The 17,391-nt window shown below is 65.3% G+C and carries 16 protein-coding genes and 1 tRNA gene; 6 read left to right on the top strand and 11 right to left on the bottom strand.

Going from position 1 to position 17,391, the window contains the following annotated elements; all coding sequences use genetic code 11:
- Window positions 1-16: 16 nt before the first annotated feature.
- From P9220_RS00265 to hemN, 8 genes are all read right to left on the bottom strand, one after another.
- Entirely contained in the window at window positions 17-1,387 is a 1,371-nt protein-coding gene (locus P9220_RS00265; RefSeq protein WP_309763035.1) for an NCS2 family permease, read from the bottom strand.
- A gap of 37 nt (window positions 1,388-1,424) precedes the next feature.
- Window positions 1,425-2,447 carry an adenosine deaminase gene (locus tag P9220_RS00260; protein ID WP_309763034.1) on the bottom strand — a complete coding sequence of 341 codons (1,023 nt, stop codon included), beginning with the start codon at window positions 2,445-2,447 and terminating at the stop codon, window positions 1,425-1,427.
- A 25-nt stretch (window positions 2,448-2,472) separates the two neighbouring features.
- The gene (gene xdhC / locus P9220_RS00255) at window positions 2,473-3,504 is read right to left on the bottom strand and encodes a xanthine dehydrogenase accessory protein XdhC (protein ID WP_309763033.1); all 1,032 of its coding nucleotides are present in this window, start codon (window positions 3,502-3,504) and stop codon (window positions 2,473-2,475) included.
- A gap of 43 nt (window positions 3,505-3,547) precedes the next feature.
- Window positions 3,548-5,914, bottom strand: coding sequence for a xanthine dehydrogenase molybdopterin binding subunit (gene xdhB / locus P9220_RS00250; RefSeq protein ID WP_309763032.1), 2,367 nt, complete (start codon window positions 5,912-5,914; stop codon window positions 3,548-3,550).
- Window positions 5,911-7,404, bottom strand: coding sequence for a xanthine dehydrogenase small subunit (gene xdhA, locus P9220_RS00245; RefSeq protein WP_309763031.1), 1,494 nt, complete (start codon window positions 7,402-7,404; stop codon window positions 5,911-5,913). Before xdhA ends, xdhB begins: the two co-directional genes overlap by 4 nt.
- A gap of 245 nt (window positions 7,405-7,649) precedes the next feature.
- A complete protein-coding gene (locus tag P9220_RS00240) occupies window positions 7,650-8,171 on the bottom strand; it encodes a disulfide bond formation protein B (protein WP_309765319.1) in 522 nt (173 codons plus the stop codon).
- A 129-nt stretch (window positions 8,172-8,300) separates the two neighbouring features.
- Complete coding sequence (locus P9220_RS00235) at window positions 8,301-9,680, bottom strand: amidase (RefSeq protein WP_309763030.1); 1,380 nt, start codon at window positions 9,678-9,680, stop codon at window positions 8,301-8,303.
- A gap of 210 nt (window positions 9,681-9,890) precedes the next feature.
- A complete protein-coding gene (gene hemN / locus P9220_RS00230; RefSeq protein WP_309763029.1) occupies window positions 9,891-11,273 on the bottom strand; it encodes an oxygen-independent coproporphyrinogen III oxidase in 1,383 nt (460 codons plus the stop codon).
- Between the two features lie 120 nt (window positions 11,274-11,393).
- On the opposite strand from hemN, the gene P9220_RS00225 reads away from it, so the two are divergent.
- The 3 genes from P9220_RS00225 to P9220_RS00215 all read left to right on the top strand — a co-directional run bounded on the left by P9220_RS00225 (window position 11,394) and on the right by P9220_RS00215 (window position 13,209).
- Window positions 11,394-11,675 (top strand): YkgJ family cysteine cluster protein, encoded by a 282-nt coding sequence (locus P9220_RS00225; RefSeq protein WP_309765318.1) that lies wholly within the window; start codon window positions 11,394-11,396, stop codon window positions 11,673-11,675.
- Between the two features lie 49 nt (window positions 11,676-11,724).
- Window positions 11,725-12,312, top strand: a complete 588-nt coding sequence (locus P9220_RS00220) for a DUF1439 domain-containing protein (protein ID WP_309763028.1) — start codon at window positions 11,725-11,727, stop codon at window positions 12,310-12,312.
- A gap of 63 nt (window positions 12,313-12,375) precedes the next feature.
- A complete protein-coding gene (locus tag P9220_RS00215) occupies window positions 12,376-13,209 on the top strand; it encodes an undecaprenyl-diphosphate phosphatase (RefSeq protein ID WP_309763027.1) in 834 nt (277 codons plus the stop codon).
- Window positions 13,210-13,276: 67 nt separating this feature from the next.
- On the opposite strand, the gene trmB is transcribed toward P9220_RS00215, so the two are convergent.
- The 3 genes from trmB to P9220_RS00200 form a co-directional block, all read right to left on the bottom strand.
- Complete coding sequence (trmB, locus tag P9220_RS00210) at window positions 13,277-14,011, bottom strand: tRNA (guanosine(46)-N7)-methyltransferase TrmB (protein ID WP_309763026.1); 735 nt, start codon at window positions 14,009-14,011, stop codon at window positions 13,277-13,279.
- Window positions 14,012-14,103: 92 nt separating this feature from the next.
- Window positions 14,104-14,178, bottom strand: a tRNA-Gly gene (locus P9220_RS00205).
- A 65-nt stretch (window positions 14,179-14,243) separates the two neighbouring features.
- On the bottom strand, window positions 14,244-14,804 hold the full coding sequence (locus P9220_RS00200; protein WP_309763025.1) for a YggT family protein: 561 nt from the start codon (window positions 14,802-14,804) through the stop codon (window positions 14,244-14,246).
- Window positions 14,805-15,484: 680 nt separating this feature from the next.
- Here P9220_RS00200 and P9220_RS00195 point away from each other — a divergent pair.
- From P9220_RS00195 to P9220_RS00185, 3 genes are all read left to right on the top strand, one after another.
- Window positions 15,485-15,646 carry a hypothetical protein gene (locus P9220_RS00195; RefSeq protein WP_250450752.1) on the top strand — a complete coding sequence of 54 codons (162 nt, stop codon included), beginning with the start codon at window positions 15,485-15,487 and terminating at the stop codon, window positions 15,644-15,646.
- Between the two features lie 322 nt (window positions 15,647-15,968).
- Window positions 15,969-16,286, top strand: a complete 318-nt coding sequence (locus tag P9220_RS00190; protein ID WP_309763024.1) for a hypothetical protein — start codon at window positions 15,969-15,971, stop codon at window positions 16,284-16,286.
- Between the two features lie 133 nt (window positions 16,287-16,419).
- A complete protein-coding gene (locus tag P9220_RS00185) occupies window positions 16,420-17,385 on the top strand; it encodes a threo-3-hydroxy-L-aspartate ammonia-lyase (RefSeq protein WP_309763023.1) in 966 nt (321 codons plus the stop codon).
- Window positions 17,386-17,391 lie beyond the last annotated feature (6 nt).

The raw sequence follows: 17,391 nt of genomic DNA, 5'->3' as shown, positions 1-17,391 counted from the left end.
CAGTTTCTAATAATGTCTACAGCTGCGTCAGCAGCAGAACCGAGAATGCCGCGATGATCCACATCGCCGGCTTGATTTCCCTCGCGCGGCCCGTCGCCGACTTCAGCACGACGAACGCGATGAAGCCGTAGGCGACGCCATCCGTGATCGAGTACGTGAGCGGGATCAGGATCATCGCGAGGAACGCGGGAATGGCTTCATCGAAGCGATGCCACTCGATCTTCGTGATCGCTTCCATCATGAACACGCCGACGAGCACCAGCGCGGGCGCCGTGGCGATCGCCGGAACGAGCGACAAGAGCGGCGAGAGAAAGAGGAAAGGCAGGAAACACAGGCCTGCGACGACTGCGACGAGGCCCGTGCGCCCGCCCGCCGAGATGCCCGCCGCCGATTCGATGTACGCGTTTGCCGGACTCGTGCCGAGCGGCGCGGAAACGAGCGCCGAGAAGGCGTCGACCGTCATCGACTGGCGGATGTTGCGCGGATTGCCTTTCTCGTCGTACAGCTTGCCGGCCTCGGAGATGGCCATGAACGTGGAGAGCGCATCGAAGAACGACGTGAACAGCATCACGAAGATGAACGGCCAGTAGACCACCTTGAGCGCGCCGAAGAGGTCCAGTTGCCCGATGCCCGAGAAGTCCGGCGCGGAGAAGAGGCCGTTCCAGTTGACGAGCGTTTTCGTGGCGATGGCGGCGGGCCAGTACGCGGTGCCGTCGCCCCAGACGCGGCCGATCGGAATCGCGATGATCGTCGTGAATACGATGCCGAGCATCAGCGCGCCGGTGACTTTGCGGGCGACGAGAATCGTCGTGACGGCGAGGCCGACGAGGAACGTGACGACGACCGGATTGAGCGACGCCGAATGCACGATGGTCACCGGATCGCCGACGACGAACTTCGCGTTCACGAGCCCGATCAGGCTGATGAAAAGCCCGATGCCGCACGACACCGCATGGCGCAGGTTGGCGGGAATCGCATCGACGACGAGCTTGCGCGCGTTGAACATCGCGAGGATCGCGAAGATGACGCCGGCCCAGAACACGCAGCCGAGCGCGGTCTGCCACGGCATCTTGCCGCCGTGAACCATCACGAACGCGAAGAGCGCGTTCATGCCCATGCCGGGCGCGACGAGCACCGGATTGCGCGCATAGAGGCCCATCGCGCAGCTGCCGAGAAAACTGACGATGACGGTGGCCGTGAGCGCGGCGGGAAACGGCACGCCCGCCTGCGACAGAATGCCGGGATTGACCACGATGATGTACATCGCGGTGAGAAACGTCGTGATGCCCGCGACGACTTCCGTCTTCGTGCGCGATCCCGCCGCGCGAATGCCGAAGAAGCGCTCGAGCGCGGTGGTGTCGCGTTGAGTTGTTGCAGTGGTTTCCATCGTGTTTCTTGTTTCTGTGTAGTGCGGATTGAGGCGGTTACTGCTTCCAGTGTGCGTCGAGGCGCGCGATCATGCCGTCGCGTTCCTCCGCGCTTACGAACGACGCTTCGAGACTGTTGCGCAAGAGCGTGTAGACCTCTTTGTCCGAGAGCTTGAGCGCATCGACGATGGCGAAGTAGTTCGCGTTGACGTAGCCGCCGAAGTAGGCCGGATCGTCGGAATTGATCATCACGCGAACGCGCTGATCGAGCAGGTCCTTCAGCGTGTGCTTCGTCATGTCGTCAAACACGCAGAGCTTGATGTTCGACAGCGGGCAAACGGTGAGCGCAATGCGTTCGTCGGCGAGACGCGCGACGAGCTGCGCATCCTCGATGCTGCGCACGCCGTGATCGACGCGATCGACTTTCAGCAGATCGAGCGCTTCATAGACATACGACGGCGGGCCTTCCTCGCCCGCATGCGCGACGAGCTTCAGCCCGCGTGCGCGCGCCTTCGCGAACACGCGCTCGAATTTCGACGGCGGATGCCCGCGCTCCGACGAATCCAGCCCGACGCCGATCAGCCGGTGCGCGTACTTGTCGAAGAGCGGCAGCGCTTCCTCGAACGTGGCGAGCGCGTCTTCTTCGGACAGATGGCGCAGGAAGCACAGGATGAGGCGCGAACTCAGGCCGCGCGTCTCGGCTTCGGCGAGCGCGCCTTCGATTCCCGCGACGACCGTTTCGATCGATACGCCGCGCTCCGTGTGCGTCTGCGGATCGAAGAAGATTTCCGCATGCGCGACGTGGTCCTCGAGCGCGCGCTCGACATAGGCCATCGTCATGTCGTAGAAGTCCTGCTCGGTGAGCAGCACGCTCGCGCCGGCGTAGTAGATGTCGAGGAACGATTGCAGGTCCGTGAACGCATACGCGGCGCGCAAGGCTTCGATGGAGCCGTACGCGAGCTTCACGTTGTTGCGTTTGGCCAGTTCGAAGATCAGCTCGGGCTCGAGCGATCCTTCGATATGGATATGCAGTTCCGCCTTGGGCGCGTGCGCGATCTTGTCGGCGAGTGTGGGATTCATGGGGCTTTCTTCTTGGGGCTTGGGTTTATACGGTTTGCTGCGGGGACTGGGACGACTGCGACGACGCATGCGCCATGTTGGCTTCGACCGCCTGCAGCAGTTGGGCTGCCGCTGCGACGGCGATCACTTCGGGCGCTTTATCGACGATGCCGCCGATGCCGATCGGACACACCATCCGTCCGATGCGCGCGGGGTCGATGCCGCGCGCCGCCAGCCGATGCTCGAACTGCCTGCGCTTCGTGTGCGAGCCGATCATGCCGAAGAACGCGAAGTCGCCGCGCGCGAGAATGCGCTCGGCCAGCACGAGATCGACCGCATGGTTGTGCGTCATCACGATGAAATACGTGCCGGGCGGCGCGTTGTCGACAGCTTCGTCGGGCGCGTCGTTCGGCTCGATCTTCACGTTCGCGGGAACGAATGGCGCAGCGGGGAAAGCGGCGTCGCGTTCATCGACCCACGTGACGCGGCAGGGCAGCGTCGCGAGCACGCGCACGAGCGCCGCGCCCACATGACCCGCACCGAACAGCACCAAGTTGAAGTCGCGCGGCGCGATGGTTTCGGTGAGCAATGCGCCGCTTTCATCGAAACCCGCGCCGTCCCACAGCAGGCAGTCGGTGTCCTGCGCGCCCGGCTCGGGATCGGAGAGCATGACCGCATCGGGCAGCGGCGCGAAGGAAACGCTGCGCACCGTCGACAGACGTTGCGCGGTGCGTTTCGCAAGCGATGTCACCCAGTTCAGGTCCGATACGTCGAGCCGCTCGAACGCGAGCACCACGGCGCCGCCGCAGCACTGGCCGAGGCTCGGGCCGAGCGCGAAACGCTCGAGCCGGCGCATGCGCTGCATGTGCATGCCGTCCTTCAGCACTTGCCGGGCGGTTTCGATCGCCTTCCATTCGAGATGGCCGCCGCCGATGGTATGGCGGGCGTCCTCGCGCGTGACGATCATCTTCGTGCCCGGCTCGCGCGGCGCGGAGCCTTCGACACGCGCGACCGTCACGAGCACGACGGCGTCGCCGTGCGCGAGCAGGTGTTGCAGGTCGGTCAGCCAAACTTGCATCGATGGAGCTCCGGAAAGGATCGTGTTTGCGTCGTCGCAGGCGCTAGTTTACCGGGCGCTCGCCTTGCGCTTCGGCGGCGAGCGAATCGAGCGCGTCGAGGATCGCTTCCGGCGTCGCGGGCGCGCGCAGTTTCGGCGCGTTCGGCGCATCGGGCGCGGACGCCGCAATCGCCGCGCGGATCGCGAGCAGCACCGAAAACGACAGCAACAGCGGCGGCTCGCCGACCGCCTTCGAGCGGAAGATCGTCGGCTCGGCGTTGTCGTTGCGGTACAGGGCGACGTTGAACGCGGCGGGGGTATCGTTGACGGCGGGAATCTTGTATGTGGACGGCGCGTGGGTCATCAAGCGGCCATCGCGGTTCCACCACAATTCCTCGGTCGTGAGCCAGCCCATGCCCTGGATGAAGCCGCCTTCCACTTGCCCGATGTCGATGGCCGGGTTGATCGAGCGCCCCGCGTCGTGGAGCAGATCGGCGCGCAAGAGCTTCCATTCGCCGGTGAGCGTATCGACGACGACTTCCGATACCGCCGCGCCGTACGCGAAGTAATAGAACGGATGGCCGGTGAGCGTCTTCGCGTCCCAATGGACTTTCGGCGTCGCGTAGAAGCCGTCGGACCACAGTTGCACGCGCGCGAGATAGGCAGCCGCGACGAGCTGTTCGAAGGGCATCTGTCCGCCGTTCGATGCGACCACGCCGCCGCCGAAACGCACGTCCGCCGCCGCGCCGCCGAGCTGCTTCGCCGCGAGTTCGGCGAGCCGCATGCGGATTGTGAGCGCGGCGTCTTCCGCAGCCTTGCCGTTCAGATCGCTGCCGGTCGATGCCGCCGTCGCCGAAGTATTCGCAACTTTCGACGTATCGGTGGCCGTCACGCGCACCCGCGCGATGCCGATGCCGAACACGCTCGCCACGACCTGCGCGACCTTCGTGTTCAACCCCTGGCCCATTTCGGTGCCGCCGTGGTTCACGAGCACGGAGCCGTCCTTGTAGACGTGCACGAGCGCGCCCGCCTGATTCAGGAACGGCACATTGAACGAGATGCCGAATTTGACCGGCGTGAACGCGATGCCGCGCTTGAGCACGCCGCTCGCCGCATTGAACGCAGCAATCGCGGCGCGGCGCGCGGCGTAATCGCTCGAGGCGATCAGCGCATCGGTCAGCGGCGCGATCACGTTGTCCGCGACGGGCTGGCCGTACGGCGTCACGTCGCGCTCGCCGATGCCGTAGAAATTCGCGCGCCGCACGTCGAGCGGATCGCGCTTCAGGCGATGCGCGATTTCATCGAGCATTACTTCCATCACGAGCGCGCCCTGAGGCCCGCCGAAGCCGCGAAACGCCGTGTTGGACTGCGTGTGGGTCTTGCAGCAGTACGCGCGGATATCGACATCGCTCAGGTAGTACGCGTTGTCGAAGTGGCAGACCGCGCGCGTTGCCACCGCGCCCGACAGGTCCGCCGAGTATCCCGCTCTCAGCGCGATCTCGACGCGCGCGCCGGTGATGCGGCCATCGTCGTCGAAGCCCGCTTCGTATTCGTAGACCGCGTCGTGGCGCTTGCCGGTGATCATGAAGTCGTCGTCGCGATCGGCGCGCAGCTTGACGGGGCGCTTGAGCACATGCGCCGCCAGAGACGCGACGCAGGCGAACACCGCCGATTGCGATTCTTTTCCGCCGAATCCGCCGCCCATGCGCCGGCATTCGCACACGACGGCGTGCGACGGCCAGTCGAGCATGTGCGCGACGACCTGCTGCATTTCGCTCGGATGCTGCGTCGAACTGTAGACGAGCATGCCGTCCGATTCCTTCGGCACGGCATACGCCACTTGTCCTTCGAGATAGAACTGCTCCTGCCCGCCGACTTCGAATTCCCCGGCGATGCGATGCTTCGCCTGCGCGATGCGCGCTTGCGGATCGCCGCGCGTGAGGCGCAGCGGCGGCAAGACGAACTGATGGCGCGCCCTGGCTTCGCGCGGCGTCAGCACGGCTTCCAGCGGCTCGTAGCGCACGACGTCGCCGCTGCGGGCGAGCGCGGCGGCGCGGCGCGCGAGATCGTGTGTTTCGGCGATGACCGCGAAAACCGGCTGGCCGAGATACTGCACTTCGCCGGTCGCAAGGATCGGATCGTCGTGGAGCACCGGGCCGCAGTTGTTCTCGCCGGGGATGTCGGCGGCGGTCAGCACGGCGATCACGCCCGGCGCGGCGCGCACGGCGTCGAGGTCGAGCGAAACGATGCGCGCATGTGCGTGTCGCGACAAGCCGAGCGCCGCGTGCAGCGTGCCGCGCAACTCGGCGATGTCGTCGGTGTAAATGGCTTCGCCGCTCACGTGCAGCGCCGCCGACTCGTGCGGCAGCGCGGCGCCCGCGGCCTGTTGCGCGGCGACGTCGAATGCGACCGGCTCGCTTGCCTTGTTCATGGCTGCCCCTCGGAAACCGATGCGTGCGCGCCGTAAGCGAACGCGTTGACTTCGGCGAGCGCGAGCGGCGCGTCGGCACGCGTCTCCAGATAAAAGCGCCACAGCACGTTGCGCGCCACCTTCGCGCGATACGCGCTCGATGCGCGCATGTCGGTGAGCGGCTGGAAGTCGCTGTCGAGCGCGGTCATCGCGGCGCGCACGCTGACGTCGGTCCAGTCGTGGCCGATCAGCGCGGCTTCCGCCTGCGGCGCGCGCTTCGGTGTCGCCGCCATCCCGCCGAACGCGATACGCGCGTCCGTCACGCGCTTCGCATCGTCGAGGCGGATCGCAAAGGCCGCACAGACGGCGGAAATGTCCTGGTCGTATCGCTTCGACACCTTGTAGGTGCGAAACCGCAGATCGGTGCTCGGGCGCGGCACGCGGATCGCCGCGACGAATTCGCCCGCCGCGAGCGCGGTCTTCTGATACGCGAGGTAGAACGCATCGAGCGGGAGCGTGCGCGTCGAGTCGCCGTGTTGCAGGACGACTTCGGCGTCGAGCGCGATGAGCGCGGGCATCGAATCGCCGATGGGCGAGCCGTTCGCGACGTTGCCGCCGAGCGTGCCCGCGTTGCGGATGGGCCGCGAGGCGAAGCGCGTCCACAGTTCCGCGAGTTCGGGATGATCGACGGTCAGCGCCGCATACGCGTCTTCGAGCGATGCCGCCGCGCCGATCGTCAGATGCTGCGGGTCGCGCTCGATGCGCTTCAGCTCGTCGACGTTGCCGATGAACAGGATATCGCCCAGATCGCGGAATTGCTTCGTGACCCACAGGCCGATGTCCGTGCTGCCTGCCAGCAGCCGCGCGCCCGGATTCGCTGCGCGCAGCCGCGCAAATTCGGCGCGCGTGACGGGCGCCCGGTACGTGCCGTATTCGAACGTCTCCGTGCGGCGGATCTGAGCCAGCGTGTGCTTGACCGCTTCGCGATCGAATGCCGGACGCGGATAGCCGAACATGCGCTCGGCGGCATCCACGATCGGCCGATACCCCGTGCAGCGGCATAAATTGCCCGAGATCGCGGTGGCGATTTCGTCGCGCGAGGGCGGGCCGGCATCGACGGGATGCGCCTGATAGAGCGCCCACAGCGACATCACGAAGCCCGGCGTGCAGAAGCCGCACTGCGAGCCGTGGCAATCGACGAGCGCCTGCTGCACCGGATGCAGCGCGCCATCGGCGCCACGCAGGTCTTCGACGGTGAAGAGCGCGCGTGAATCGAGCGTCGGCAAGAACTGGATGCACGCGTTGACGGCCTTGAGCACGAGTTCGCCGGCCGGATCGATCTCGCCGACGACGACCGTGCACGCGCCGCAATCGCCTTCGGCACAGCCTTCCTTCGTGCCGGTGCAAAGCTCGGTTTCGCGCAGATGCTGGAGGACCGTGCGCGTGGCGGGCGCGTCGCCGATTTCGCGGACGGCGCCGCGCCAGTAGAAGCGGATGGTTTGCGTTGTCATGAGCGAGCAGGGACATTGCGGACCGGGCGCGCGTTACGCGGTTTCCGTCGCCGGCGAAAGCTCGGCCAAACGAACTGCGCGCACGTAGATCGCCATCCAGCCTCGACCATAGCACCGCAATATCCCAAAAATATTTTCGGGACGGTATCTAGGTTATGCGGAAGCGCTGATGCGGGGAAGCGAAATGCGAGGCGGGGAGCTGGCGACGCGCGCGGGCGACGAATCCCCCGCGCGGTATAGGCGGATCAGCGCGCGGCGGCGGCGCGCAGTTTGCGCTTGGAAAACAGGCTCGCGAGCACGAGCACGAAGATGATGACGAACGCCACGAGCGACCATTGCGGCAGGCTCAGGCCGAGAATCGGCGGATACGGCGTTTCGCACAGCCCCGCGACCTTGAACACTTGCGGCAGCCAGCGCGCGGGCGGCAGGGCGTCGACGACGGGCTGCAGCGCATCGAAGCCGCAGCTGAAGCCCGGATGCGCCTGGATGTAGACATGCCGGACGGCCGTCACGATGCCGCCGAGCGCGGATATCGCCACCAGCGTTTCGAGCACGGCAATGCCGCGCCAGCCGTTGAGGCCCGCGCCGAGAAACGCGAACACGGCGACGAGCAGGAAGAAATAGCGCTGGATGATGCACAGCGGGCAGGGGTCCTCACCGTGGAAGAACTGCAGGTACAGCGCACCGCCGACGAGCCCGAGGCACACGAAGCCGAGCAGCGAAAGAAGCCGGCGCTCGCGTCGCAGCACGCGGTCATCCTCGTGCATCGTGAAGTGATGTAGATGGTTGTTCATTATTGCGCAACGATTCGAGAAAGAAGTACCCCATTCCCCGGGGATTCGCGCAGGAATTCTAACGCGACGCCCCGAGGGCGCGAGCGAGACGCGACAGCGCGGTCAGCGCGTCGTTTCCAGTACGGCCTCGACCGCGCGTCCGATCGACAGCAGCGTGTCGTCGCTGTTCGGCGCGCCCGCGAGCATGAGGCCGACCGGCGCGCCGCCACGCGGATGGCACGGCAGCGACAACGCGCACGCATCGAGAAAATTGAAGGTGGTCGGATTGCGCAGAATGAGCGCGTTGGTCCGATTGAAAAGCTCGTCTTCACCCTCCAGATCCGCGATGCGCGGCGGCAGAACCGGCACGGTCGGGCAGAGAATCGCGTCGAAACGCTGCCAGAGCGTGGTGCGCGCGGCCTCGATCATCGCGGCGCGGGCCTCGCAGAGCTCGATGTAATCGGCGGCGCTCGCCGTCTCGGCGCGCATCAGACGGGCGAGCACGCGCGGGTCGTAGTCGGCGGAATGCCCGGCGATCAGCTTGCGATGCCACGCATACGCTTCGATCGACACGAGCCCGAAACGGTTCAGTTCGGGCAGGCGGTCGAGCGGGGCGAAGCGCACGTCATCGACGAGCGCGCCTGCCGCCGCCAGATGATTGACGGCGGCCTGCACCGCCTGAGCGACCGGCGCTTCGATGCCCTCCGTCACGTAGTTGGTGAGCACGCCGAGGCGCACGCCGTCGAGCGGGCGCGTGGCGGGCACATCCGGCTCGCGGCCCGCGAGAATGCGGTCGACGAGCGCGCAGCACGCGACCGATACGCCGATCGGCCCGAACGAATCGAGCGTCTTCGACAACGGAATGCCGCCCTGCTTCGGGATGCGGCTCGCCGTCGGCTTAAAGCCGGTCAGGCCGCACAGCGCGGCGGGAATGCGGATGGAGCCGCCGGTATCGGTGCCGAGCGCGACGGCCGCCATGCCGTCGGCCACCGAGGCCGCCGCACCCGCCGACGATCCGCCCGCGATGCGCGCATCGCCCGGCACGTCGGCCCGATACGGCGAGCGCGGCGTGCCGTAGTGCGGATTGAGCCCGAGTCCCGAGAACGCGAATTCACTCATGTTGGTGCGCCCGACGATCACCGCGCCGGCGCGCCGCAGCCGCGCGACGGTGACGGCATCGGCTTTCGCGGGCGCGGCGTTCGCGAGCACGCGGGACCCGGCGCGCGTCACCTGGCCTTCGATATCGAACAGGTCCTTCACCGACACCGGAATGCCCGCGAGCGGCGACAGCACCGTGCCGGCGCGGCGCAGCGCATCGTGGGCGTCGGCGGCGGAGCGGGCGTGGTCGGCATCGACGTGCGTGAAGACGGTCGAGCCCTGACCGTTCGGATCGGCGATACGTTCGAGCGCCGTTTCGATCAGCGCGCGGCTGGTCGTGCGGCCGCATCTCAGGTCGGCGGCGAGGAGGGCGAGCGGGGCGAACTGCGGCGATGTGGTTGGCATGGCGTCGGGCAGTAGCATGCCGGCGGCAGGCTTCGCTTCACGCATGCCGGACGGCGTCCGATGCGGCGCTTTCGGCGCGCATCGGCGGTGTAAGGGCGGGCGCGATCATCAGCCGGGGCTGCGACCGGGCGCCGAAGGTGGCTGTCATTCTAAGCCAGCGAAGTAAGAAATACTCGTGCGACGGCGTAGTGGCGTCGCAGCCTGCCGGACTCAGATGGTGCGCGAGAAGCGTTGAAGGCTCGCTTGTCCCAGATAGCGGTCGAACACCGATGCGACGTTGCGCACGAGCATCCGTCCCGCGGGGAGCACGCGAATCGCGTCGCCGGTGATGTCGATGAGACCGTCGCCGGCCATCGGCGCGAGGCGCGCGAGTTCGTCGGCGAATGTTTCCGCGAACGCGATGCCGTGGGCCGCCTCGATCTCCGGGAAACGCAGCGTGCCGCCGCACATCAGCCGCATGATGACGTCGCGGCGCAGGAGGTCGTCGGCGGAAAGCCGGACGCCGCGCCGGATGGCGAACTGGCCGGCGTCGATGGCGGCGGCGTAGTCGGGCAACTCGCGGGCGTTCTGCGCATAGACGTGGCCGACCTTGCCGATCGACGATGCCCCGATGCCGATCAGATCGCAGTCCGCGTGCGTGCTGTAGCCCTGAAAGTTGCGCTGAAGCGTGCCGGCTTCGTACGCGCGCGCGAGTTCGTCGCCGGGCAGCGCGAAGTGATCCATGCCGATGTAGACGTAGCCCGCATCGCTCATGCGCTCGATCACGCGCTTCAGAATCGCGAGCCGCATGGCGGGGGAGGGCAGGGCGGCTTCGTCGATCTGACGCTGCATCTTGAAGAGCGACGGCATGTGCGCGTAGCCGAACACCGACACGCGATCCGGCGCGAGCGCGATGATGGCATCGAGCGTGCGGGTGAAGCTCTCGACGCTCTGATGCGGCAAGCCGTAGATGAGATCGGCGCTCACCGACCGGAAGCCGTGCTCGCGCGCCGCGCGCATCACGTCTTCGGTCATCGCGCGGGGCTGGATGCGGTTGACGGCCTGCTGCACGCGTTCATCGAAATCCTGGACGCCGAGGCTCAGCCGATTGAAGCCGAGCGCCCGCAGCAGCCCGATGGTTTCCGGCGACGCCTCGCGGGGATCGACTTCGATCGAATACTCGGCGCGCTCGTCCTCGACCAGATTGAAATGCGCGGCGGTGGCGGCCATCAGTTCGGCCATTTCGTCGTGCGACAGGAAGGTGGGCGTGCCGCCGCCCCAGTGAAGCTGCGTGACCGGACGGGCGGTATCGAAGCAGGCGGCCTGCATCGCCAGTTCGCGCTTCATGCGATCCAGATACGGGCGAGCGTGCGCGCGGTTCTTCGTCGCGACCTTGTTGCATCCGCAGTAGAAGCAGACGGTGTCGCAAAACGGTATGTGGAAGTACAGCGACAAGTCCGCCGATGCGCCGCCGCGTGCGGCTGCGTCGAAGTAATGCGCGGGGTCGAAGGAATCCGTGAACTGGACGGCGGTAGGGTAGGACGTGTAGCGCGGGCCGTGCGCGTCGTAGCGGGCGAGCAGGTCCGGGCGGAAGAGAGTGTCGACGAGTGTCATGGCAAGCCTGTGCGTTGCGCCGAGTTTAGCGAGCGCAGAGGAACCGGCGTTGCGTGATAACGTCGCAGCCGGCGCGGGCATGGGACAATGCGGCTTTCGCCGTTCGTCTGCCACTTCGCCATGCCTCCCGAGCCTTCCTCACCTCATGCCTGCCGCGAAGGATGCGGCGCGTGCTGCATCGCGCCTTCCATCACGAGCGCGATTCCCGGCATGCCCCACGGCAAGCGCGCGGGGGAGCCGTGCGTCCAGCTCGACGACGATCTGCGCTGCAGGATCTTCGGCGATCCGCGCCGGCCCGCTTGCTGCGGCGGGCTGCAGCCCTCGGCCGAGATGTGCGGCGACACGCGCGAGTACGCGATCGCATGGCTCGGCAGGCTCGAGATCGAGACGCAACCGCAGTGAAGTTCGCCTGTCAAAGCACCGTTCCAACATCGAATCGAGGAAACCCCGCATGACTCATCCCGTCGCGCCGCGTCGGCGCCGGATCATGCTGGCCGGGCTTGCCGCCTTGCCGGTGTGCGCGTTCGCATCGGCGGCGCGGGCTGCATCCATCTTTCCGTTTATTCCGGATCACTACACGTTTTCACAAAAGCAGGTGCAGGAAGCGGTCGCGCGCAAGTTTCCGCTCGAGCGCACCGCGCGGCAAATCTTCGACGTCGTACTGAGCAATCCCGTCGTCGGCATGGCGGCGGATCGCAATCGCGTGACGGTGCGCGTGGATGCGCGGCTTTCCACGCCCTTCATGCCGAATCCGGTGAACGGCGCGTTCACGGTATCGACGCAACTCGCCTACGATGCCCCGAGCCGCTCGGTCATCCTGATGTCGCCGACAGTTGACGATTCGCAGCTGACCGGCGACGCCGCGCAGTACAACCAACAAATTGCGGCCGCCGGCGCGCTGCTCGCCGCGCAGTTGCTCGACCGCTATCCGATCTACACGTTCAAGCCCGAAGAATTGCAGTTTGCCGGTGTTTCTTACGAACCCGGTACAATCACAGTCCTTTCAAACGGCATACGCGTTCAGATTGTCGAGAAGTAAGCCGAAATCTTTGCGCGCAATGCTCCACGCCAACAGCGAAAACAGCTAACAAAGGGCTGACGGATGGACTGGATTCTCATGTTGAAGGCGCTCGTTCTGGGCGTTGTCGAAGGCCTCACCGAATTTCTGCCAGTCTCGAGCACGGGGCACCTGATCGTCGCGGGCAGTCTTCTGAATTTCACCGACGCCCAGGCGAAAACGTTCGATGTCGTCATCCAGTTCGGCGCGATTCTCGCGATCTGCTGGGAATATCGCGCGAAGATCGGCTCCATCGTGGGCGGATTGCCGACGCGCCCTGACGCGCGGCGCTTCGCGGTGAACGTCATCATCGCGACGATTCCGGCCATCGTGCTCGGGCTGCTCTTCGAAAAGAAGATCAAGGCGGTGTTGTTCTCGCCGGTGCCGGTGTCGGTGGCGCTGATCATCGGCGGCATCGTCATCTTGTGGGCGGAAGCGCGTCAGCGGGATCGCGGCGTGCCGCCGCGCGTGCATTCCGTCGACGACCTCACCTATGCCGACGCCTTCAAGGTCGGCCTCGCGCAATGCTTCGCGCTGATTCCGGGCACGTCGCGTTCCGGCGCGACGATTATCGGCGGGATGCTGTTCGGCCTCGACCGGCGCGCGGCAACGGAGTTTTCGTTTTTCCTCGCGATACCGATCATCTTCGGCGCGACGCTCTATGAGATGGCGAAATACTGGCGCGCGCTGTCCGTCAACGATCTCGGCTTGTTCGCGATCGGGCTCGTGTCCGCGTTCGTGAGCGCGTTCGTCTGCGTGCGCTGGCTGCTGCGCTACGTCGCGTCGCACGACTTTACGGCGTTCGCGTGGTATCGGATCGGTTTCGGGCTGCTCATTCTGATCGTCGGCTATAGCGGCGGGTTGAGCTGGGCGGACTGATTCGCCGCACTTCCACGCATGCGAAAACGCCACGGCTTGCCGTGGCGTTTTCGTTTGTGCGGAGCGCTTATTTGCGCCGGAACACCAGGTCCCATACGCCGTGTCCGAGCCGCAAGCCGCGGCGTTCGAATTTCGTCACCGGGCGATAATCGGGGCGCGGCGCATAACCGTCGGCGGTATTTTCGAGCGCCGGTTCTGCCGACAGCACTTCCAGCATCTGCTCGGCGTAGTTCTGCCAGTCGGTCGCGAGATGCAGATAGCCGCCCCGCTTCACCCGCGACACGAGTTGCGAAACGAACTTCGGCTGAATCAGGCGACGCTTGTGGTGACGCGCCTTGTGCCACGGATCGGGAAAATAGATGTGCACGCCGTCGAGGCTCGCGGGCGCGATCATGTGTTCGAGCACTTCGACGGCGTCGTGCTGAAGGATGCGGATATTGCCGAGCTGCTGCTCGCCGATGAGCTTCAGCAACGCGCCGACGCCCGGCTCATGCACTTCCACGCCGATGAAATCGTCGCCGGGACGCGCCACGGCGATTTCCGCCGTCGTCGCGCCCATGCCGAAGCCGATTTCGAGCACGCGCGGCGCCTTCCGGCCGAAAACGGCGTCCCAGTCGGCGAGTTCGGGCGTATATGGCACGACGAAGCGTGGACCGAGTTCGTCGATCGCACGCTGCTGCCCTGGCGAGACGCGGCCTGCACGCGTCACGAAGCTGCGGATGCGGCGATGATGCAGCGTCGATGCATGGCTGTCTGCCGGTTCACCGGCGGCGTTGACGTCGTCCTCAGGATCGTGATTCATGGCGAGAATAGGCAAGATGCGGGGAAGCGCTGCGCGGAAAGCGGGAACTAAAAAGCCGCCTCGATGAAGGAAGGCGGCTTTCGCTGTGATGCTGGAGCGGGCGATGGGAATCGAACCCACGTCAGTAGCTTGGGAAGCTACGGTAATAGCCATTATACGACGCCCGCGTGAGTCGGCTATTGTAAGCGCAAGAAGCGCCGCCGCGCAATTGCGGCGGCGCATCCGACGAGCTTCAGATGCCGAAGAGGGTCATCGAGACGGCGAGGCGCGTCACCACCATCAACAGCACCTGCACGATCACGAAGAGCAAAATCGGCGACACGTCGATGCCGCCCAGACGCGGCAGGATGCGCCGCAGCGGATCCAGAAACGGCGCAGTGATCTGATAGAGCAGCGGCATCGCCGGCGATTGCGGATTGAGCCACGAGAGCAGCGCCATCAGGATCGTCATCCAGATGATGAGGTTCAGCGCCCATTTGACGACGGTCAGCACGGCGACGAGCAGCAGCATCGGCAGCATGAGCGTCGGATCGACGCCGGCCAGCACCACCATCAGCGTTACATAGACTGCCGCCGCGATAAACGCCGCGACGATGCTCGCCCAGTCGATCTTCCCGCCCGGCAGTATCTTGCGCAGCGGCAGCACGATCCAGTTCGTTGCCTGCATCACGGCATTCGATACCGGGTTGTAGGGCGGCATGCGGACGACCTGCATCCAGGCGCGCAGCAGCAGCGCCGCGCCGAAGAGGGTGAAAACGGTGTTGAGCAGAAAACGGGCGATATCGCCGAACATCTCGGGTCCTCTTGGAAACATGCGCGGCATACACGCCGCGCCGGGGTCGGAAAAGCGAAAGCTGGCCGGAAAGAAGCGAAAGGGCGATGCCGCTAGCGGGGCGCGCAAAGCCCGATGACGCGGGCGTTGCGGCGTATGAGGCCGTGCGAGTCGTGAAGGCTGACCTTGATCATTGTTCGTTCTCTGAGCTGATGTCACGCCGAAGTCTTCGCCGGGCGGCGGCTTGCGTTCCCCGCCCACCGCCAATGCCGGTGGGGCGCCGGACGTCACCTTAACATGGCTTGCGCGCCGCTTGGGGAGCGTTGTCGAACAGGCGGCAGCGATTGTGCCACGACTCGGTGAAAGCCGACTGCAAGCACGCGGCCGGGGCGCTCGCAGCATCGGAAAACCCTGATGTTGTCAAAGCGATACTGTCTCGAAAAGCGAAAAATGCCACGATACGATGACCGCAATCGACACAGACCCGCCCGAGAAATAGAAAGCGATTAAGTAATCGGCACGGTTACTGCTGAAATGTGGTTCAGCACACGTCGATCGCGGGTTTTGGTTTCCTTGCGTACATTGATGGACGAACAGGGCGCGAAATACTTAGAGAAAGACGGTTTCCAATGGAAAACGCATCGCGGATCGTGAATGCATGCTTTTCCCCAAGGTTTTTATTCGCTACGTTCGGAGGTCGCATGAGCATTTTCTCTTATCGAAAGCATCTGCGGTTCTTGAGTCAGGCTCAGCGCCGCCGCTGGTGGGACCAAAAGAAGCGCCTGACGCCGCGTGTCGTCATTGGCGCGGCCTATGTCCCGCCGAATGTCTCGCGGGAATTCGCTTATGTGAAAGTCGGCTGAGATCGATTATCGAGTTAGCGTAAAACATCAAAAGCCCCGCTGAACCGTACGTCCAGCGGGGCTTTTCATTTGGCTCCTCATCTATTTGTAATCAGACGTTACCCGCTTCCGGCCAAAGGGGAATTGGCTTGCGCGACGATCGCCCCGACAAGGCGTGCCGACGGGCGCGGTCCGTTCGGCCGTCGTTTGCCGGCCGACCGGCGGTTTCGCGAGAACTTGCAATCTGCAACACATGGCTCATGCGCCGCGCCGTTTTTTTCGCTAAATTCGTTCTATGACGTCGCGCGCCGGATGGCCGGCAAAAGCGGCGAGGAGAAAGAAAGTGAAAAAGCTCAGTGGTCTTTTGGTCGTTGGTGCGCTCGCGCTCGGCGGGGCCGGTGCGGCGCAGGCGGGCGGTGTATCGATCGGTGTCGGCATCGGGGTGCCGGCGTATCCGGTGTATCAGGCGCCGCCTGCGCCGGTTTATGTCGCACCCGCAGCACCCGTGTATATGGCGCCGCCGCCGCCGGTCGTCTATGGACCGCCGCCCGCGGTCGTGGTCGGCGGTTATCCATACGGATACTACGGCCGTCCTTATGGCCGTCCGTATTGGCGGCAGCACGGGTATTACCGCCACGGTTACGGCGGCTGGCACAGATAATCGCCGTCTCGCGAGCCGATAAACGCAAGTCCCGTCCGGGGCTTGCGTTTTTTTATGCATGACGCGATCAGCCTATTCCGATTCGCGCCGGAACTGCGGAGAATGGTGGCTTCCTCAAATTACGCTCCATCCGATGCCCTCACTTCCCGCTCCGACTTTCGACGATGTCGCCGATGCCGCCCGCCGCATCGACGGTTTCGCGCATCGCACGCCTGTTCTCACGTCGCGGACCGCCGACGAGATCGCGGGTGCGTCGCTGTTTTTCAAATGCGAGAACTTCCAGCGCATGGGCGCGTTCAAGTTCCGTGGCGCATACAACGCCATCTCGCATTTCAACGACGCACAGCGCGCCGCCGGCGTGATCACGTACTCATCGGGCAATCACGCGCAGGCCATTGCGCTGTCGGCGAAGCTCGCGGGCATTCGCGCGACGATCGTCATGCCGGAAGACGCGCCCGCCGCCAAAATGGAAGCGACGCGCGGCTACGGCGGCGAGGTCATCACGTATGACCGGTACACGCAGAATCGCGAGGAGATCGGCCGCGCGCTGGCGGACGAGCGCGGCATGACGCTGATTCCGCCTTACGACCATCCGCATGTGATCGCGGGGCAGGGCACGGCGGCGAAGGAACTGATCGAGGAAACCGGTCCGCTCGACTACCTTTTCGTGTGTCTCGGCGGCGGCGGGCTGATCGCCGGTTGCGCGCTCGCGGCGGCGGCGCTGTCGCCATCGTGCAAGGTCATCGGCGTGGAGCCGGAAGCGGGCAACGACGCGCAGCAGTCGCTCGTGCGCGGCGAAATCGTGCATATCGACGTGCCGCGCACCATCGCCGATGGGGCCGCGTCCACGCACGTCGGCGAATACAACTTTCCGATCATCCGCGAACATGTGGATCGAATCGTCACCGTCAGCGACGCGCAGCTCATCGACACATTGCGGTTCTTCGCGCAGCGCATGAAGATGGTCGTCGAGCCGACCGGCTGTCTCGCCGCGGCGGCGGTGCTTCAGAAGACCGTGCCGGTGGAAGGCAAGCGCGTCGGCGTGATCGTGAGCGGCGGTAATGTCGATCTGGCGAGGCTCGCGCAGTTCATCGCCTGAAGAGAC

It is taken from the genome of Caballeronia sp. LZ016, assembly GCF_031450805.1.
GTDB lineage: Bacteria > Pseudomonadota > Gammaproteobacteria > Burkholderiales > Burkholderiaceae > Caballeronia.
This window is presented reverse-complemented; position numbering and strand designations above follow the sequence as displayed.

What these genes read in the sequence shown, in the direction of transcription:
- hemN (WP_309763029.1), bottom strand. Translation starts at nt 11,273, where the DNA reads ATGACACTCGTCGACACTCTCTTCCGCCCGGACCTGCTCGCCCGCTAC.
- trmB (WP_309763026.1), bottom strand. Translation starts at nt 14,011, where the DNA reads ATGAATCACGATCCTGAGGACGACGTCAACGCCGCCGGTGAACCGGCA.
- P9220_RS00225 (WP_309765318.1), top strand. Translation starts at nt 11,394, where the DNA reads ATGCCTCCCGAGCCTTCCTCACCTCATGCCTGCCGCGAAGGATGCGGC.
- xdhC (WP_309763033.1), bottom strand. Translation starts at nt 3,504, where the DNA reads ATGCAAGTTTGGCTGACCGACCTGCAACACCTGCTCGCGCACGGCGAC.
- xdhA (WP_309763031.1), bottom strand. Translation starts at nt 7,404, where the DNA reads ATGACAACGCAAACCATCCGCTTCTACTGGCGCGGCGCCGTCCGCGAA.
- P9220_RS00265 (WP_309763035.1), bottom strand. Translation starts at nt 1,387, where the DNA reads ATGGAAACCACTGCAACAACTCAACGCGACACCACCGCGCTCGAGCGC.
- P9220_RS00235 (WP_309763030.1), bottom strand. Translation starts at nt 9,680, where the DNA reads ATGCCAACCACATCGCCGCAGTTCGCCCCGCTCGCCCTCCTCGCCGCC.
- P9220_RS00215 (WP_309763027.1), top strand. Translation starts at nt 12,376, where the DNA reads ATGGACTGGATTCTCATGTTGAAGGCGCTCGTTCTGGGCGTTGTCGAA.
- P9220_RS00240 (WP_309765319.1), bottom strand. Translation starts at nt 8,171, where the DNA reads ATGCACGAGGATGACCGCGTGCTGCGACGCGAGCGCCGGCTTCTTTCG.
- P9220_RS00200 (WP_309763025.1), bottom strand. Translation starts at nt 14,804, where the DNA reads ATGTTCGGCGATATCGCCCGTTTTCTGCTCAACACCGTTTTCACCCTC.
- P9220_RS00185 (WP_309763023.1), top strand. Translation starts at nt 16,420, where the DNA reads ATGCCCTCACTTCCCGCTCCGACTTTCGACGATGTCGCCGATGCCGCC.
- P9220_RS00195 (WP_250450752.1), top strand. Translation starts at nt 15,485, where the DNA reads ATGAGCATTTTCTCTTATCGAAAGCATCTGCGGTTCTTGAGTCAGGCT.
- P9220_RS00220 (WP_309763028.1), top strand. Translation starts at nt 11,725, where the DNA reads ATGACTCATCCCGTCGCGCCGCGTCGGCGCCGGATCATGCTGGCCGGG.
- P9220_RS00260 (WP_309763034.1), bottom strand. Translation starts at nt 2,447, where the DNA reads ATGAATCCCACACTCGCCGACAAGATCGCGCACGCGCCCAAGGCGGAA.
- xdhB (WP_309763032.1), bottom strand. Translation starts at nt 5,914, where the DNA reads ATGAACAAGGCAAGCGAGCCGGTCGCATTCGACGTCGCCGCGCAACAG.